This is a genomic window from Lactobacillus delbrueckii subsp. bulgaricus, from assembly GCF_046938665.1.
GTDB classification, from domain to species: domain Bacteria; phylum Bacillota; class Bacilli; order Lactobacillales; family Lactobacillaceae; genus Lactobacillus; species Lactobacillus delbrueckii_C.
Genome location: NZ_JBKZCD010000024.1, coordinates 13,269 through 30,911, shown reverse-complemented (window position 1 = coordinate 30,911; position 17,643 = coordinate 13,269). Strand labels below are relative to the sequence as shown.

Here is a 17,643-nt window from a genome sequence, read left to right as displayed (position 1 = left end):
GCTGTTTTCAAACGACTTTAAGGACGGAACTACGACTTATGCTAAGGAAGGCAACAACTTCGTTGTTCACCTGAAGCACAAGACTCAGACCATCACGCCAAATGATCCAAACCCAGTAACTCCAGGTACGCCAATCAACCCTAAGGATCCAAACAGTCCGGTTTATGGTGAAGAAACTGACCGGAAGAACCTTGTTAAGGATGCTACTCAAACCATCCACTACGTAGGTGCTGGTGATAAGACTCCGGCTGACAAGAAGCAAACTCAAAAGGAAGCCTTCACGCGGACAGTTACGATCGACAAGGTAACTGGCAAGGTGCTCGAAACTAGTGCATGGGAGGGCACTAAGACATTCGGGTTTGAAGATACTCCATTTGTTGAAGGCTACCACGCCAACAAGAAGAGTGAAGGTGGCTTGACTGCAACTCCGGATAACCCAGATGTTAAAGCTACTGTAACTTACACGCCAAACGGCAAGTTGATCCCAGTTGACGAAGAAGGTGTTCACATTAAGGACACTGACACGCCAACTTACAAGACTGATCCAAATGACCCAACCAAGGTTGTAGACCCAACTGTTCCAGAAGTTGAAGGCTACCAGCCAAGAGACAACAAGGTTGGTGATAAGGTAACGCCGAAGGATCCTGCAAAGGATACTGAAGTCGTTTACGTCAAGACTCCAGAAACCAAGTACGGCTTGACTGAGAAGTTCGTCGATGTAGACGGTAATGAACTGTTACCAAGCGAAAGCAAAGGTACTGAATACAAGACTGGCGAAACGTACGACGTAACTAAGGACGCCAAGGTAATTAATGGCTACGTTCTGGTTGATACGGATGAAACGACTGGCACTTTCGACAAGAGTGACAAGACTGCTACCTTCATCTACAAGAAGGTTGGTAAGATCATTCCAGTAGATAAGGACCATAATCCAATCCCAGGTGCTGACACTCCAAGCTACAAGAATGACCCAGATGACCCGACTAAGGTAACTCCAAACGAACCAACTCCAACGGTTCCAGGCTGGACTACTGATGTTCCAAATGTAACTCCAGAAGATCCAACCAAGGATACTCCTGTTCCTTACACGAAGAATGAAACACCGGCAGCTAAGTACGGCTTGACTGAAAAGTTCGTTGACGAAAACGGCAATGATCTTGTACCAAGCGTATCTAAGGGCACTGACTACAAGTCCGGTGACAAGTACGATGTGACTAAGGACGCCAAGGTAATTACTGGTTACGTATTGGTTAAGACGACCGACACTACTGGCACTTTCGATAAGAGTGATAAGACCGCAGTCTTCACTTACAAGAAGCTGGGTAAGATCGTTCCAGTAGATCCAAAGGGCAACCCAATCCCAGGTGCTGATACTCCGACCTACAAGAACGATCCAGACGACCCGTCTAAGGTAGTTCCAAACGAACCAACTCCTTCTGTACCAGGCTACAAGACTGATGTTCCAAAGGTAACTCCAGAAGGTCCGACTAAGGATACTCCTGTTCCATACACGAAGAACGAAACTCCGGCAGCTAAGTACGGCTTGACTGAAAAGTTTGTGGACGAAAACGGCAATGATCTTGTACCTAGCGTATCTAAGGGCACTGACTACAAGTCCGGCGACAAGTACGACGTGACTAAGGACGCCAAGGTAATTACTGGCTACGTATTGGTTAAGACGACTGACACGACTGGTACCTTCGAAAAGAGTGATAAGACCGCAGTCTTCACTTACAAGAAACTGGGTAAGATCGTTCCAGTGGATCCAAAGGGTAACCCAATCCCAGGTGCTGATACTCCGACCTACAAGAACGATCCAGATGATCCGTCTAAGGTAGTTCCAAACGAACCAACTCCATCTGTACCAGGCTACAAGACTGATGTTCCAAAGGTAACTCCAGAAGATCCAACCAAGGATACTCCTGTTCCTTACACGAAGAATGAAACTCCGGCAGCTAAGTACGGCTTGACTGAAAAGTTCGTTGACGAAAACGGCAATGATCTTGTACCAAGCGTGTCTAAGGGCACTGACTACAAGTCCGGTGACAAGTACGATGTGACTAAGGATGCCAAGGTAATCACTGGCTACGTATTGGTTAAGACGACCGATACTACTGGCACCTTCACTGATGGCAATAAGACCGCAGTCTTCACTTACAAGAAACTGGGCAAGATTGTTCCAGTAGATCCAAATAGTAACCCGATCCCGGGTGCCGACACGCCGACCTACAAGAACGACCCAGATGATCCGTCTAAGGTGGTTCCAAACGAACCAACTCCATCTGTACCAGGCTACAAGACTGACGTTCCAAAGGTAACTCCAGAAGATCCGACTAAGGATACTCCTGTTCCTTACACGAAGAACGAAACTCCAGCAGCTAAGTACGGCCTGACTGAAAAGTTCGTTGACGAAAACGGCAATGATCTTGTACCTAGTGTGTCTAAGGGCACTGACTACAAGTCTGGTGACAAGTACGACGTGACTAAGGACGCCAAGGTAATTACTGGCTACGTATTGGTTAAGACAACCGACACTACTGGCACCTTCACTGATGGCAACAAGACCGCAGTATTCACTTACAAGAAACTTGGTAAGATCGTTCCGGTAGATCCAAAGGGCAACCCAATTCCAGGAGCCGACACGCCAACTTACAAGAACGATCCAGATGATCCGTCTAAGGTAGTTCCAAACGAACCAACTCCATCTGTACCAGGCTACAAGACTGACGTTCCGAATGTAACTCCAGAAGATCCGACTAAGGATACTCCTGTTGTCTACACTAAGAAGACCACTCCGGAAACTCCAGCAGCTAAGTACGGCTTGACTGAAAAGTTTGTGGACGAAAACGGCAATGATCTTGTACCAAGCGTATCTAAGGGCACTGACTACAAGTCCGGCGACAAGTACGACGTGACTAAGGACGCCAAGGTGATTACTGGCTACGTATTGGTTAAGACAACCGACACGACTGGTACTTTTGGTGACAGCGACAAGACCGCAGTCTTCACCTACAAGAAGATCGGCAAGATTGTTCCAGTAGACAAGGACGGCAACCCAATTCCAGGTGCTGAAACTCCAAGCTACAAGAATGATCCAAGCGATCCATCCAAGGTGCTTCCAAATGAACCAACGCCAGATGTCTTAGGCTACAAGACTGACGTTCCTAGCGTAACTCCAGAAGATCCAACCAAGGATACTCCTGTTCCTTACACCAAGAGCGTGACTCCATCCAAGCCAAGCAACAACAAGCCGGGCAAGAAGGGTGCGCCATCCGCGCCAACTGGCCCAACCAGCCCGACTCTGCCTGGCGGCAAGAAGGGCAAGACCGCTCCAGCTACTCCGAATGCTACTGCCTTCTCAACTGGCGCAAGCAAGCAGACGGCTAGTCTGAAGCAAAACGCGCAAGCTAAATTGCCGCAGACCGGTGAAGCAACTGACAAGTCTCGTGCTCTGTCAGTCATCGGCCTCGGCGTAATGGCCCTGACCGCCCTGCTTGGTCTCGCAATCGATAAGAAGCGCAAGAACTAGCCTCTTTCTTTAAAAAGCTAACTGCTTTTCAAGACATGATTCTTTTAATTAAGGATCATGTCTTTTTTTCGCCTTTTTCCAGTTTTTTCGCGGACTTTACATATTTAGGATTGACAAAAAGCCTTTAAAGCATAACTATGTAGTTTAAGAAAGGGCAGGGTGATAAAAATGACCGACTACAACAATGAATACGACAACGACTGACTGGAAGACCTGGAGATTGATCCCAGCGAAATCCTGGACTACAGCATCTCTGAAAAAATTTCTGGCTTATGCGGGGAGGAAAAAGCTGCCTTCTGGCGCTCCTTCTACCAACAAGCCCGGCAGTTGCACCGCCTCTTTATCACCAGTGTTGATCTCCGGGAAAACTTTGACGTCGACGTCATCTATAACCGCAGCAACCAAGACGCGGTCTACCAGGCCATCCCTGCTGGCTGCGGAAAAGAAGGGCCTTGCCTGCTTCTCCAAGGAGTGATCGATGACTACACTTTCTCAGAAGATGACACCCTGGAAAGCCGTCAGTCCCTCTTTATCCCCGAGAACGAATCGGCCTTCGTCTACGAGCTGAACACTGACGACGGCCTGATCGACCTCTTCGCCTTGACCTACCAGCAAAGTAGCCACGCCCTGGATGCCCTCGGCTTTAACTTGCAGCACCGCCGGCAGATCCACCATGCCGGCGAACTTGATTACTAATTTATAGGAGGAAAAAATGCGTAAGGATCCAAAACTTTTCCAGCACGGTACCTTAGCCATGCTGGTCGCTGGCCTCTTTGACGGGACCATGTCGATTGAAGAGTTATTGAAACATGGCGACAGCGGAATCGGCACCTGCAGCGGCCTGGACGGTGAAATGGTCATCCTTGACGGAACAGCCTACACCATCCGCCGGGACGGGACCGTCGAAGTCTTATCCGGTGACGTCAAAACGCCCTTTGCCTGCGTCCACTTTGACCCCAAAAGTCCTGGCCAAAAGGTAAGCGGGTTATCTTTACCGGAGTTTGAAGCCTATTTGAAAGGGCAGGGGCTGGACAATATCTTCTACGCGGTTAAACTCACCGGCCGCTTCGCCAAAATGAAGACCAGAACCGTCTTCAAGCAAGAAAAGCCATATCCGGGCTTAAGCGAAGTCGCTGACCAGCAGGCTGTCTTTGAAGGTAAAGACACGACCGGTACCTTGCTCGGCTACTATGTCCCAGACCTCTACCAAGGTATCGCTTCTAGCGGTTTCCACCTCCACTATTTAAGTGCTGACCATGCCTTGGGCGGACATGTCTTAGATTTGCAACTGGCTGAAGCTGAACTCAGTCTTACGCCCTTTGCGGATTTTGACCTCCACCTGCCAACTAGCAACGCTGACTTCCTGCAGGCCAACTTTGACCTCGCCAGCCTCAATGACCAGATCCAGCAGGCTGAACACTAAAATGAAAGGACGACATGAAGAAAAAGCTCCAAGCCCTGGCCGCCAGAGTTAAAGTTGAACTGCCGGCCTTGTTTCTTGCCCTCAAAGACCGGCGGACCTCCTGGCTGGCCAAGCTCCTGGCCTTTTTAACCGTGGCCTATGCCTTGTCCCCGGTTGACCTGATCCCTGACTTTATTCCAGTTATTGGCTATTTAGACGATCTTTTAATCCTGCCTCTTCTGGCTGCTTTGACCATCAAGCTGATTCCCGCAGACGTCTGGCAGGACTGCCTGGAGAAAAGCCAGGGGATGTGGACGAGCGGGAAACCCAAAAAATGGTACTATGCCTTGCCAATTATCATATTTTGGCTCCTAATCCTCTTCTGGATTGGGAAATTGGTCTATCAAGGGATACATAACTGATTAATTAATAAAGCTGCTGATTTAGTTCAGCGGCTTTTCTTTTTCTTTTCCTTACTGCCGCTTTTACTACCACCGCTTTGTCCAAGGGAAACAATAACTTGTTTGAAATATTATTGAAAGAATGTAATGATTTTAGAAAAAAGAAATACGGTACAAATATATGAAAAATATCCAGGCTATATTACTTTAAAGCGCTTGATTCCACAATAAAGGAAGCGCTTTAACGTGTTTCAGCAATCGAATGAAAGCAAAATAAGAATATGGTATCATTTATTTGTAAAACTACACACCTTATAAGTCTAATGAATCGTTCGATTTTTTAGCTAAAAAATAAGCGCTGACCTAGATAAAATCTAGTTTTTGCTAAAAAAGCCGCTTTTTTGAGAAATGTCATTTTTTATACTGAAAAAAACGAAAAAAGGCTTATAATGTAAGTAGGCGAAAAACGCTTACAGCGTTAACGCGGAAATGATTTGATGACTTTATGAATAATAGGTGATGTTTTTATAGGAAGTGAGGTAAGAAATGGACGAGCTGGATCAACATTTACAGAACTTTGCCGCTGGTAATGAATTGTATTTGCAGAATTATCTTGGCTGTCATGCGGCTGGAAATGGCTATGCCTTTCGTGTCTGGGCACCTAAAGCACAGCAAGTCTGGCTGGTCGGCGATTTCAACAATTGGGAGAAAGACCTGCCCATGCAGCAGGATGCTTATGGGATTTGGTCTATTGAAACTGACCGTGCCCAGCCTGGCCAGCTGTACAAATTCTTAGTCAAGCAGGTTGACGGGGAAGAAGTCATGAAATTTGACCCGATGGCCCTGGAATATGAGCGCCGGCCAGGCAACGCTGCCGTGGTAAGCAACTTGCCGGAGAAGCGGTGGACTGACGGTGCCTGGTTCGGCTGGCACAAGCGGTCAAACCACTTTGCCCGCCCAATCAACATATATGAGGTGCATGCCAGCTCCTGGAAGCAGCATGAAGATGGCAGCCTCTACACTTTGCGTGACTTGCAAAAGGAACTGATTCCCTACGTTAAGGAGCAAGGCTTTAACTATATTGAGTTCCTGCCTTTGACTGCCCACCCGCTGGACGCCTCCTGGGGCTACCAGACGACCGGCTACTTTGCCTTGGAGAGGGCATATGGCGAGCCGCGGGATTTGCAGGACTTCGTGGAAGCCTGCCACAAGGAAAACATCGGGGTCTTGGTTGACTGGGTACCAGGCCACTTCTGCATCAACAGCGATGCCTTGGCTTACTACGACGGGACGCCTTGCTATGAATTTGAAGAAGGCTGGCGGGCCCAAAACAAGGGCTGGGGTGCCTTGAACTTTGACTTGGGCAAGCCGCAAGTGCAGTCCTTCCTCTTGTCAAGTGCCCTCTTCTGGCTGGAATACTACCACCTGGACGGGCTCAGAGTCGACGCGGTATCCAACATGCTTTACCGCGACTATGACCGGGGACCGGGCGAGTGGAAGCCTGACCAGTACGGCGGCAACCGCAATATCGAAGGGATTGAATTCCTCCACAAGTTCAACAAGACCATCAAGGGGATGCACCCGGAAAGAATCTTGATCGCGGAAGAAAGCTCCTCCCAAGTCAAGATTACCGGCCGGGTTGAAGACGGAGGCCTGGGCTTTGACTACAAGTGGAATATGGGCTGGATGAATGATGAACTCCGCTTCTATTCCATGGACCCATACTTCCGCAAAGACAACTTTGACCTGTCCACCTTCTCATTCATGTACCGGATGAGTGAAAACTTCATCTTGCCCCTGTCTCACGATGAAGTCGTCCACGGCAAGCGCAGCTTGATGAACAAGATGTTTGGCGACCGGCCTGACCAGTTTGCCCAGTTGCGGAACTTGAATACCATGCTGATGACCTACCCGGGCAAGAAACTGCTCTTCATGGGCGGGGAATTCGGCCAGTACCTGGAATGGCGTTATCAAGAAGGCTTGGAGTGGTCTTCTTTAAGTGATGAGTTAAACGCCAAAATGCTCAAGTACAACCGGGAACTGAACCACTTTTACTTGAATGAACCGGCCTTGTGGCAATTAGAACAGGAAGACCGGTCAGTCCAAATCATCGACGCGGACAACCGCGACCAGTCCGTCCTGTCCTTCATCAGGCAAGGAAAGGTGCGGCATGATTTCCTGATCGTCCTGCTCAACTTCACGCCGGTTCAGCGTGACGGCTTTAAAGTCGGCGTGCCTTACCCGGGGACTTATAAGGAAGTCCTCAACAGCTCACGCAGTGAATTTGGCGGCGACTGGACCGCGAAACCACAGGAAATGGCTACCACAGAGGAGAAATTCAAAAATTTCGACTACCAGATTTCTGTTGACCTGCCAGGCTTCAGTGCCATGATCATCAAGCCTGACCAGGTAACAATTAAGAGAAAGCGTTCGAAGAAACGTTGATGTAATGTGATAAAAGATTAAAGATAAAAGATAAGTAGGGAAGGATTTTAACCATGAGTACAAAAATGCTAGGTTTAATTTTAGCCGGGGGCAAGGGGACCCGGCTGGGCAAACTGACCGCCAATCAAGCTAAGCCGGCCGTGCCATTCGGCGGCCGCTACCGGATCATCGACTTTCCGCTGAGCAATTGCGCCAACTCCGGCGTGCGCAATGTCGGCATCATCACCCAATACGAACCGCTGCGGCTGAACAACCACATCGGCAACGGTTCCAGCTGGGGTCTGGACGGCTTAAATGCCAGTGCCACTATCCTGCAGCCATACACGGACAACGGCGGCAGCAAGTGGTTTGAAGGGACCGCCCACGCCATCTACCAAAACATCGACTACATCGACAGCCAGGACCCGGAATATGTTCTGATCCTGTCTGGTGACCACATCTACAAGATGGACTACGCCGACATGCTGGCAGAGCACGAAAAGAACCACGCTTCCTTGACTGTGGCCGTAATCGACGTGCCTTGGGAAGAAGCACCGCGTTTTGGGATCATGAACACCGACTCCAGCGGCCGGATCATCGAATTTGAAGAAAAACCTGCTGAACCAAAGAGCAACCACGCTTCAATGGGGATCTACATCTTCAACTGGAAGCGGCTGCGCGACGTTCTGACCGCGGGCTTTGCTACGGCTGACGACATGGTCGACTTCGGCAAGAATGTCATCCCTTACTACTTAAAGAGTGACGAAAGAGTCTTTGCCTACCAGTTCTCAGGTTACTGGAAGGACGTCGGCACCATCGACTCTCTCTGGCAGGCCAACATGGAATTCCTGGACGGCTCTGACGGCCTGGCCCTGGATGACCGCAGCTGGCGGATCTACTCCAAGAACACCATCGACGCGCCGCAAATGATTACGGAAAACGCGGAAGTAACTGACTCCATGATCGTTGACGGCTGCTACATTGACGGGAAGATCAAGCACTCAATCATCTCAGCCAACGTTGACGTCCAGCGCGGCAGCGAGATTGTTGACTCAATCATCATGCCGGGCGCCAAGATCGGCAAGAACGTCAAGATCACCAAGGCTATCGTCGGCGAAGGCGCCGTGATCGGCAGCAACTCTGTCGTTGGTGAAGAAAATGGGGAAATTGCCGTAGTCGGCAACAAGGAAAAGATTGGAGTGTTACCAAATGAAAACAAGTAAGATGTGTGCAATCTTCAGCAACCAGCACGAATACAGCCAGCTGAAGCCGCTGACCGATGAAAGAGCCCTGTCAACTCTGTACTTTGCCGGTAAGTACCGTTTGATGGACTTTGCCCTCTCCAGCATCGTCAACGCTGACATCAACCACGTTTACACCTTGATCAGCCAGGAAAAGGTCCGTTCTTACCTGGACCACCTGGGCGGGGGCAAGGAATGGGGGCTGGACACGATCGGTTCCTACGAATACCTGGACTTCTACCAGAACTTGATGCGGCGCCGGTCAAGAGGGGAGAACTACTTCGATGACTTGATCCTCTTCCTTAAGACCTGCAAGATGCCATATGCTGTTTTCATCGGCAACAAGATGGCTGCCAACTTTGACTTAAAGGCCATCCTGCACTTCCACCAATCCAACGGCAACCGGATCACTCCGGTCTTCAAGCGGGTGGAAAAGGACAACCTGGCCCCAGACGACCATACCTTTGTTTTAAGCGACAACAATGTCGTGATTGAACAAAGAGAAGCTATCGAACTGACCAGCGAAGGCCCGTTCAACCTCTCAGCCAATGTGTACGTGATGGACACTGACTGGCTGATCCACGAACTGGAAAAGGCCCAAAAGAGCGGGGCTTCCTACGACGTTTCAGAACGTCTGGCTGCCTTGGCAGTTAAGGAAAAGGCCAACGCTTACGAATACACCGGCTACCTGCGCAACATCCACGATATTGCCAGCTACTACCAGGCCAACCTGGACATGCTGGAAAAGGACAAGCGCGACTCCCTGCTTTACGGCAACCAAAAGATCATCACCCGGATCAGAAATGAAGTCGGCACTTATTACGACAAGGAATCTGACGTCAAGAACACCTTGATCTCCACTGGCTGCACGGTCAAGGGTGAAGTCAAGAACAGCGTCGTTTCCAGAAGAGTAAACTTTGCCAAGGACTCTGTTGCTAAGAACGCCGTAATCATGGCCAACTGCAAGCTCAAGAGCGGGGCTGACGTTGAATACGCCATCCTGGACAAGAACGTGGTGATCGAAAAGGGCGTGACCGTCAAGGGCAAGCCTGACAGCCCAGTAGTCATCAAGAAGGGCAGCGTCATCAGCAAGGACTTCGTACTGGATTAATCGGGAGGAAAGATTGTGAGAGTTTTATTTGTCGGGGCCGAATGCGCGCCCTTTTTCAAGACTGGTGGCTTAGGTGACGTTTTGGGCTCCCTGCCCAACCAACTGGCCAAAGACGGCGATGAAGTCGGCGTGGCTTTGCCCCTTTACCAGGACATGCCGGAAGAATACCGGGAGAAGCTGGAATACCAAGGCAACTTCTACGTTCCAGTTGGCTGGCGGAACCAGTACTGCGGGATTTTCACCCTGGAAATGAACGGGGTCAAGTACTTCTTTATCGACAACGAATACTACTTCAAGCGACCAGGTATTTACGGCTACTACGACGACGGCGAACGTTACGCCTTCTTCCAGCAAGCCGTGATCATGATGATGGAACGCTTCAATTTCATTCCAAACATCCTGCACTGCAATGACTACCACACTTCCTTCATCCCATTCCTGCTTCGGGAAAAGTGGGGCTTTGTCGACGCCTACCGCGGCATCAAGACTGTCTTGACCATCCACAACCTGGAATTCCAAGGCAAGTACGACGCCAAGACCCTGCCGAACTTCTTCGGCCTGGGCTATGAATGGTTCGACAACGGGACCGTCCGCTTTAACAACGACGTCAACTGGATGAAGACCGGGATCTTGTACGCCGACCGGGTAACCACGGTCAGCCCGTCTTACGCTGAAGAAATTCAGACGCCGGAATTTGGCCAGGGCCTGGATGAAATCCTCCGCTCAGTCAACTTCAAGCTGGTCGGGATCTTGAACGGGATCGACTTTGAAAAGTACAACCCGGCCACTGACCCGGTCATCAAGGTCCGCTACGACGTCAACCACTTGAAGCACAAGCGCCGTGACAAGACAGACCTGCAAAAGCAGGTTGGCCTGCCGGTAGCGCCAACTACTCCGGTTATCGGGATGGTCAGCCGCCTGACTGCCCAAAAGGGCTGCCAGCTGCTTTTGGAAGAACTGGACAACATTCTCCAATTTGACCTGCAGGTAGTTATCCTGGGCAGCGGGGACCAGTACTATGAACATGCCTTAAGCGACATTGCCAGCCGCTACCCGGACAAGTTCAAGCTGATCCTGGCCTTTGACGTCAACCTGGCCCAAAAGATCTATGCTGGGGCTGACTCCTTCTTGATGCCATCCGCCTTTGAACCATGCGGTTTGTCACAACTGATCAGCCTGCGCTACGGGACCCTGCCAATCGTCCACCAAATCGGCGGTCTGGCTGACACGGTCTGGGTTTACGACAAGACCAAGAATGAAGGCACCGGCTTTGGCTTCCGCGAATTCAGCGGCTACCAAATGGTTGAAGCCATCAAGAAGATGCTGGAGCTCTACCATGAAAAGGACAAGTGGGCCAAGGCACAAAGAACGGCCATGCGGTCTGACTTCTCCTGGAAGAACTCAGCAAGCAAGTACCAATGGATGTACGGTGAATTACTGGGATAGTCGAAAATGATGAGGAAGATGAGCATGAAATCAAGTAAAGTATCAGCAGTAAACAGCAATTTACGGGAAATTACTCCGGAAGAATTCAAGGAAAGACTGGCTAGCAAGCTGGACCGGCACTTTGAAGAAAGCGTAGAGGAAGCTTCTAAGGAAGACATCTTTGCCGCTTTGGCTTCAATGGTCCGTGACGGCTATTCCAGCAAGTGGCGCAGAACCCGGATCGCGGAAAGTGCCAATGGCCACAAGCAGGCCTACTACTTCTCAATTGAATTCCTGCCAGGGACCTTGCTGAGAAGCAACCTCCTCAACCTGGGCTGGCTGGACACGGCAAAAGAAGCCCTGGATGACTTAGGCATCGACCTGGACGAAATTGCTGCTGTTGAACCAGACATGGCGCTGGGGAACGGGGGCCTGGGCCGGCTGGCTGCCGCCTTCATGGACTCTTTGGCTTCAACTGGCTATGCCGGCAACGGCAACGGCCTGCGCTACAAGTACGGCCTCTTTAAGCAAAAGTTCGTCAACGGCTATCAAAAGGAACTGCCAAACGACTGGCTGAAGCAGGGGGACTACTGGGAAGTCCGCCGGGAAAGCAAGTCTGTCTTAGTTAAGTTTGGCGGCCGGGTCAACATGGTTGACGACAATGGCTGGCTGACTCCGCAATACGAAGGCGCTACTGTTGTCCGGGCCGTGCCTTATGACGTGGCCATGGTCGGCTACCACAACGGGGTGGCCAACACCCTCCGTTTGTGGGACGCGGAAATTGCCCCGGAAGACGAATTGAAGTACCCGTCAATTGCTGACCGGCGGAAGGTGGAAGATCTGACTTCCATCCTTTACCCGGACGACTCCAGCTATGACGGCCGCCTTCTGCGTTTGAAGCAGGAATACTTCTTTGTTTCCGCTGGTCTGCAGTCCATCTTGAACAACTTTGTCAAGGACTACGGTGAAGACGGCTTGACTGACCTGCCGAAGTACGTTGCTGTTCACATCAACGACACCCACCCGGCCATGTGCGTGGCTGAAATGATGCGCCTTCTGGTCGACAGATACCGGATGGACTGGGACAAGGCTTGGGAAATCACTGTTCAAGTCATGAGCTACACCAACCACACCATCATGGCTGAAGCCATGGAAAAGTGGGACGTGGGCATGTTCAGCCAGCTTTTGCCGCGGCTCTTTGACATCGTTAAGGAAATCGACCGCCGCTACGTGGCTGGTCTGGAAGGCAAGGTCTCCGGCGACGTGATCGAAAGAACGAGAATCGTCAAGAACGGACAAGTCCACATGGCCCACCTGGCCATCATCGGTTCTCACTCAGTCAACGGGGTTGCCGCCTTGCACACCCAGCTTTTGGAAACCGAAGTTCTGCGCGACTTCTACCAACTCTACCCAGACCGCTTCAACAACAAGACCAACGGGATCACCCTGCGTCGCTGGATCCAAATCGCCGACCCGGACCTGGCCAAGCTTTTGGACAAGACCATCGGGACTGACTGGCGCTTTGACAGCAAGGAAATGCTGAAGTTTGAAAAGTTCTACCACGACACGGCTACCTTGACCAGCCTGCAAAAGATCAAGCTGGCCAACAAGGAAAAGCTGGCCAAGGTCATTAAGGACAAGACCGGCATCGTGGTTGACCCGGAAGCCATCTTCGACGTCCAGGTTAAGCGTCTGCACGCCTACAAGCGGCAAACCTTGAAGCTGCTCCACGTTCTGAAGCTCTACCAAGACCTCAAGGCCGGCATCGACCACCCGAAGCGGGTAGTTATCTTCGGGGCTATCGCTGCTCCAAGCTATGTCTTTGCCAAGCAGGTCATCAAGGTGATCAACTCCGTGGCTGACCTGGTTAACAATGACCCGGACATCAAGGGCAAGCTGAAGGTTGTCTTCCTGGAAAACTACAATGTTTCCCTGGCTGAACAAATCATTCCAGCCGCTGACCTCAGTGAACAAATCTCTACGACCACCAAGGAAGCCAGCGGGACCAGCAACATGAAGCTGATGGCCAACGGGGCTTTGACAGTCGCCACCATGGACGGGGCCAACATCGAAATCAAGGACGCGGTCGGCAGCGACAACATCTTTGCCTTCGGTTTGGACAAGGATGAAGTTTACAACTACTATGCAAACCACTCCTACCACCCACGTGACCTCTACGAAAGTGACCCAGTCATGAAGAAGACGGTTGACGCCTTGATCGACGGGACGATTCCTGGCTGCGTCAGCGAAGGCCGGGCCTTGTACGACGACTTCCTGAAGGACAATGAAGAATTCCTGGTTTTGGCCGACTTTGAAGCCTACTTGAAGGCCCAGAAGCTGGTTGAAAAGGTTTGGGTAAACAAGCGGCAATGGGCCCAGATGAGCCTGGTCAACATCGCTCACTCTGAACGCTTTGACGCCGACAAGACCATTGAACGCTACGCCAGTGAAATCTGGCACCTGGACAAGGTGGAATTTGACGCTGAAAAAGCGTAAGAGTGACTGATGAGAGCTATATTTAATTCTTGGGACACTAAATACAAGCAGCCCTTTGGCGCCACGCAGGCCAATACCAGCGTCAAGTGGGCAGTTGAAGTCGATGAAGAGATCCAAGAGATTACCCTTTGGCTGACTAAAAACAATGAGTCGCCGGTGGCTTACCCCATGACTTTCAACGATGAAAGCAAGATGTATGAGACCAGCGTCAAGATTGGCAGCTCCGGGCTCTACTACTACTACTTCAACATCAAGCAAAACGATCAGTTTTACTTCCTGGAAAGAAGCCAGGATGGTTTTGGCGACGGGGAGATCACCCAGGACGGCCGGGATATCCGGACCTTCCAGCTGACTTGCTATGACCGGGCGGTCCCGCAGGCTCCCTGGTACACCCAGGGGGTGGTCTACCAGATCTTCCCGGACCGCTTTAACAACGGCAACCCGCATGGGGAGATCCAGGGCCGCAAGAAGGACAGTTTCATCTACGCGACCAAGGAAGACAGTCCTTACTATATTAAGGATGAGCATGGCGATATTGCCCGCTGGGACTTTTTTGGCGGCAACCTCGAAGGTATCCGGCAAAAGATTCCCTATTTAAAGGATTTGGGAGTGACGGCGATCTACTTGAACCCGATCTTCCAGGCTTCCAGCAACCACCGCTATGACACCCAGGACTTCATGAAGATTGACCCTATGCTGGGGACTGAGGAAGACTTCAAGAACCTGATCAAGGACCTGCACAAAAACAGGATTGCCTTGATCTTAGACGGGGTCTTCAACCATGTCGGGGCCGACAGCAAGTACTTCTTGAGCGCGGTCACAGACAAGACAGGCCCTTACTATCCTTGGTTCAATTTCATCAACTACCCGACCAAGTACCAGTCCTGGTGGGGGGTAACCACGCTTCCTGAAGTCAACAAGAATAATGCTGACTACCAGAACTTCATCTGCGGGCCCGACGGCGTTTTAGCCAAGTGGACCCGGATGCATGTTGATGGCTGGCGTTTGGACGTGGCAGATGAACTTCCAATGCCGCTCTTGCGGGAAATCCGCGAGCGCCTGCAAAATGAAGACTGCCATGTCTTGATCGGGGAAGTCTGGGAAGACGCCTCCCACAAGTTCGTCAACAGTGAATTCCGGACCTATATGGCCGGGGACAACTTGACCGGGACCATGAACTATCCGGTCCGCAACTTTATCGTTTCGCTCTTGCAGGCCAATAACGAAACGGAAGAAGTGGCTGCCTTGAATGACCTGGAAAAGCTGGTTGAGAACTACCCGAAGGCCTTTTTGGAAAACTGCCTGAACAATATCGGCACCCACGATACGGCCAGAATCAAGACCGTTTTGGGGGGAGACGAGCAGCTGGTGGCCCTGGCTTTTGGCCTCTTGTTTACTGTTCCCGGCGTACCCTGCATCTATTACGGGGATGAAGCCGGCCTGGAAGGGGACAAGGATCCGGACAACCGCCGCTACTTCCCATGGGGCAAGGAAAGTGACTTTTTGGAAAAAGAAGTCAAGGAACTGGCCCACTGGCGGCGGGAAAACCGGGCTCTGGTCGACGGGAAAGTCGGCTACGTCAAGATTGCTTACGGCATCAACGCCCTGGTCCGCTACAACCAAAGGGAACTGGTCATTTACTGTTACAACAAGACCGACCAGGATATGATCCTGGACGCGGGAGAATTTCAGCCATATTGCCTGCCGGAGATGATTGCAGAACTGGTAAGTGATATACTGGATCAAGAAAGCATAGCTCAGAAGGCTTATCTGCTAAAGACATTTAAGCTGGATAGGAATGAAAAAGAATAAAAAGGATTATATAAATGGACGCAAAAGAAATTTTTGAACAATGGAAACAAGCTGCCCTGCCGGAAGATTTGGCTGAACAAATGGCTGAATTAGGCGGCGACGAAAAGTGGATCGAAGACGCCTTTGGCCAGGACATCAACTTCGGGACTGCCGGGATGCGGGGGCTCCTGGAACCAGGGACCAACCGGATCAACGTCTTCACGGTCGGCCGGGTAACTGAAGGTCTGGCCCGCTTGATCGACGAAAACGGCGAAGAAGCCAAGAAGCGGGGCGTGGTTATTTCCTTTGACTCCCGCTACAACTCACGCGAACTGGCCACCCACGCTGCCCGCGTTTTGGGGGCTCATGGCATTCACGTCTACCTCTTTGACGACCTGCGTCCAACGCCGGAACTGTCCTTCGCTGTTCGCTACCTGCATACCTTTGCCGGGATCAACATCACTGCTTCCCACAACGCCAAGCAGTACAACGGCTACAAGGCTTACGGCGAAGATGGTGCCCAAATGGGTCCGGAAAACGCTGACCGCCTCTTTGCCTACGCGCAAAAGGTTGAAGACATCTTCAGCGTTAAGGCTGCTCCAGTCAAGAAGCTGCGTGCTGAAGGCACCTTGCAGCTGATCGGCGAAGATGTCGACGAAGCCTACCTGGCTAAGCTGGAAACGGTCAACGTCAACAAGGACATGATCAAGGAAAACGCCGACAAGCTGAAGATTGTTTACACTCCTTTGCACGGGACGGGTAAGATGCTTTACGACCGCGCCTTCAGACGGGGCGGCTTCAGCAATGTTGTTCCAGTGCCAAGCCAGGCCATTGTGGACCCGGAATTCCCAACTTGCAAGAAGCCTAACCCGGAATTCCGTGACGTCTTCAACCCAGGCGTGGAACTGGCCAACGAAATCGGCGCTGACATGATCGTGGCTACTGACCCGGACGCTGACCGGATGGGGGCCTGCGTAAGAACTGACAAGGGCGACTTCCAAGTTTTGACTGGGAACCAAATCGCTACTTTGATGTCTTACTACCTCCTGCAAAACTTGAAGGACTCAGGCAAGCTGACTCCGGATTACGAAATCGTTACTTCAATCGTCTCCAGTGCCTTGCCATTCAAGATTGCCAAGGACTTCGGCATCAAGACCAAGTCAGTTCTGACTGGCTTCAAGTACATCGGTGAAGAAGTCGACCGGATGAACAAGGAAGGGGACGGCAAGTTCCTGATGGGCTTTGAAGAAAGCTACGGCTACCTCTTCCAAGCCTTCGCCCGCGACAAGGACGCCATGCAAGGGGCCTTGATGTTCGCCGAAGTTGCCAGCTACTACGCTTCCAAGGGCATGACTGTCTTTGACGGCCTGCAGGAAATCTGGAAGAAGTACGGCGTTGCCTACGAAATCACCCGGGCTATCGAAATGCCAGGGATCGGCGGGCAAAAGAAGATGGCTGAATTGATGAGCAAGCTGCGTAGCGAACACCTCAGCGAAATCAACGGGGCCAAGGTCTTGAAGATCGAAGACTACCAAGAACAAGTTACTGTCGAAAACGGCGAAGAAACTCCATTGACTGGCTTCCCGAAGTCAAACGTCTTGAAGTACTTCCTGGATGACGAAACTTGGGTAGCCCTGCGGCCATCTGGTACTGAACCAGTAATCAAGGCTTATGTCGGCGTCAACAAGGCTGACATCGCAACTGCTGAAAAGGCAGCTGAAAGCTACCAAGACGCTATCAGCGAATTGCTGAAGTAAAGCAGAGAAGTTAAAGTTCATAACAAAACATACTAATCTAAGTGTTGGATGATTGCCCGATGGAGT

11 protein-coding genes are annotated in these 17,643 nt (G+C 51.1%); all 11 read left to right on the top strand.

Features of this window, described 5'->3' with window-relative positions; translation table 11 throughout:
• Positions 1 to 3,529: MucBP domain-containing protein (locus ACLUXO_RS08505; RefSeq protein ID WP_412137182.1), on the top strand; the 3,529-nt coding region annotated here is incomplete at its 5' end.
• Positions 3,530 to 3,856: 327 nt separating this feature from the next.
• Complete coding sequence (locus tag ACLUXO_RS08500; RefSeq protein WP_412137181.1) at positions 3,857 to 4,225, top strand: hypothetical protein; 369 nt, start codon at positions 3,857 to 3,859, stop codon at positions 4,223 to 4,225.
• A gap of 16 nt (positions 4,226 to 4,241) precedes the next feature.
• Positions 4,242 to 4,952, top strand: a complete 711-nt coding sequence (budA, locus tag ACLUXO_RS08495; protein ID WP_412137180.1) for an acetolactate decarboxylase — start codon at positions 4,242 to 4,244, stop codon at positions 4,950 to 4,952.
• A 14-nt stretch (positions 4,953 to 4,966) separates the two neighbouring features.
• Positions 4,967 to 5,353, top strand: coding sequence for a YkvA family protein (locus ACLUXO_RS08490; protein WP_412137179.1), 387 nt, complete (start codon positions 4,967 to 4,969; stop codon positions 5,351 to 5,353).
• Between the two features lie 525 nt (positions 5,354 to 5,878).
• Positions 5,879 to 7,777, top strand: a complete 1,899-nt coding sequence (gene glgB / locus ACLUXO_RS08485) for a 1,4-alpha-glucan branching protein GlgB (protein ID WP_412137178.1) — start codon at positions 5,879 to 5,881, stop codon at positions 7,775 to 7,777.
• Positions 7,778 to 7,830: 53 nt separating this feature from the next.
• Entirely contained in the window at positions 7,831 to 8,979 is a 1,149-nt protein-coding gene (locus ACLUXO_RS08480; protein ID WP_412137177.1) for a glucose-1-phosphate adenylyltransferase, read from the top strand.
• Positions 8,966 to 10,108, top strand: a complete 1,143-nt coding sequence (gene glgD, locus ACLUXO_RS08475) for a glucose-1-phosphate adenylyltransferase subunit GlgD (RefSeq protein WP_412137176.1) — start codon at positions 8,966 to 8,968, stop codon at positions 10,106 to 10,108. Before ACLUXO_RS08480 ends, glgD begins: the two co-directional genes overlap by 14 nt.
• 15 nt (positions 10,109 to 10,123) lie before the next feature.
• Entirely contained in the window at positions 10,124 to 11,554 is a 1,431-nt protein-coding gene (gene glgA / locus ACLUXO_RS08470) for a glycogen synthase GlgA (RefSeq protein WP_270448108.1), read from the top strand.
• A 24-nt stretch (positions 11,555 to 11,578) separates the two neighbouring features.
• A complete protein-coding gene (locus ACLUXO_RS08465) occupies positions 11,579 to 14,029 on the top strand; it encodes a glycogen/starch/alpha-glucan phosphorylase (RefSeq protein WP_412137175.1) in 2,451 nt (816 codons plus the stop codon).
• Between the two features lie 9 nt (positions 14,030 to 14,038).
• Positions 14,039 to 15,841 (top strand): glycoside hydrolase family 13 protein, encoded by a 1,803-nt coding sequence (locus tag ACLUXO_RS08460; protein WP_412137174.1) that lies wholly within the window; start codon positions 14,039 to 14,041, stop codon positions 15,839 to 15,841.
• A 14-nt stretch (positions 15,842 to 15,855) separates the two neighbouring features.
• Entirely contained in the window at positions 15,856 to 17,577 is a 1,722-nt protein-coding gene (locus tag ACLUXO_RS08455) for a phospho-sugar mutase (protein ID WP_412137173.1), read from the top strand.
• Positions 17,578 to 17,643 lie beyond the last annotated feature (66 nt).

Bases quoted from the DNA above. Each gene is read 5' to 3' on its own strand.
- ACLUXO_RS08465 (WP_412137175.1), top strand. From the start codon at position 11,579: ATGAAATCAAGTAAAGTATCAGCAGTAAACAGCAATTTACGGGAAATT.
- ACLUXO_RS08460 (WP_412137174.1), top strand. From the start codon at position 14,039: ATGAGAGCTATATTTAATTCTTGGGACACTAAATACAAGCAGCCCTTT.
- ACLUXO_RS08490 (WP_412137179.1), top strand. From the start codon at position 4,967: ATGAAGAAAAAGCTCCAAGCCCTGGCCGCCAGAGTTAAAGTTGAACTG.
- ACLUXO_RS08480 (WP_412137177.1), top strand. From the start codon at position 7,831: ATGAGTACAAAAATGCTAGGTTTAATTTTAGCCGGGGGCAAGGGGACC.
- ACLUXO_RS08455 (WP_412137173.1), top strand. From the start codon at position 15,856: ATGGACGCAAAAGAAATTTTTGAACAATGGAAACAAGCTGCCCTGCCG.
- glgB (WP_412137178.1), top strand. From the start codon at position 5,879: ATGGACGAGCTGGATCAACATTTACAGAACTTTGCCGCTGGTAATGAA.
- glgD (WP_412137176.1), top strand. From the start codon at position 8,966: ATGAAAACAAGTAAGATGTGTGCAATCTTCAGCAACCAGCACGAATAC.
- budA (WP_412137180.1), top strand. From the start codon at position 4,242: ATGCGTAAGGATCCAAAACTTTTCCAGCACGGTACCTTAGCCATGCTG.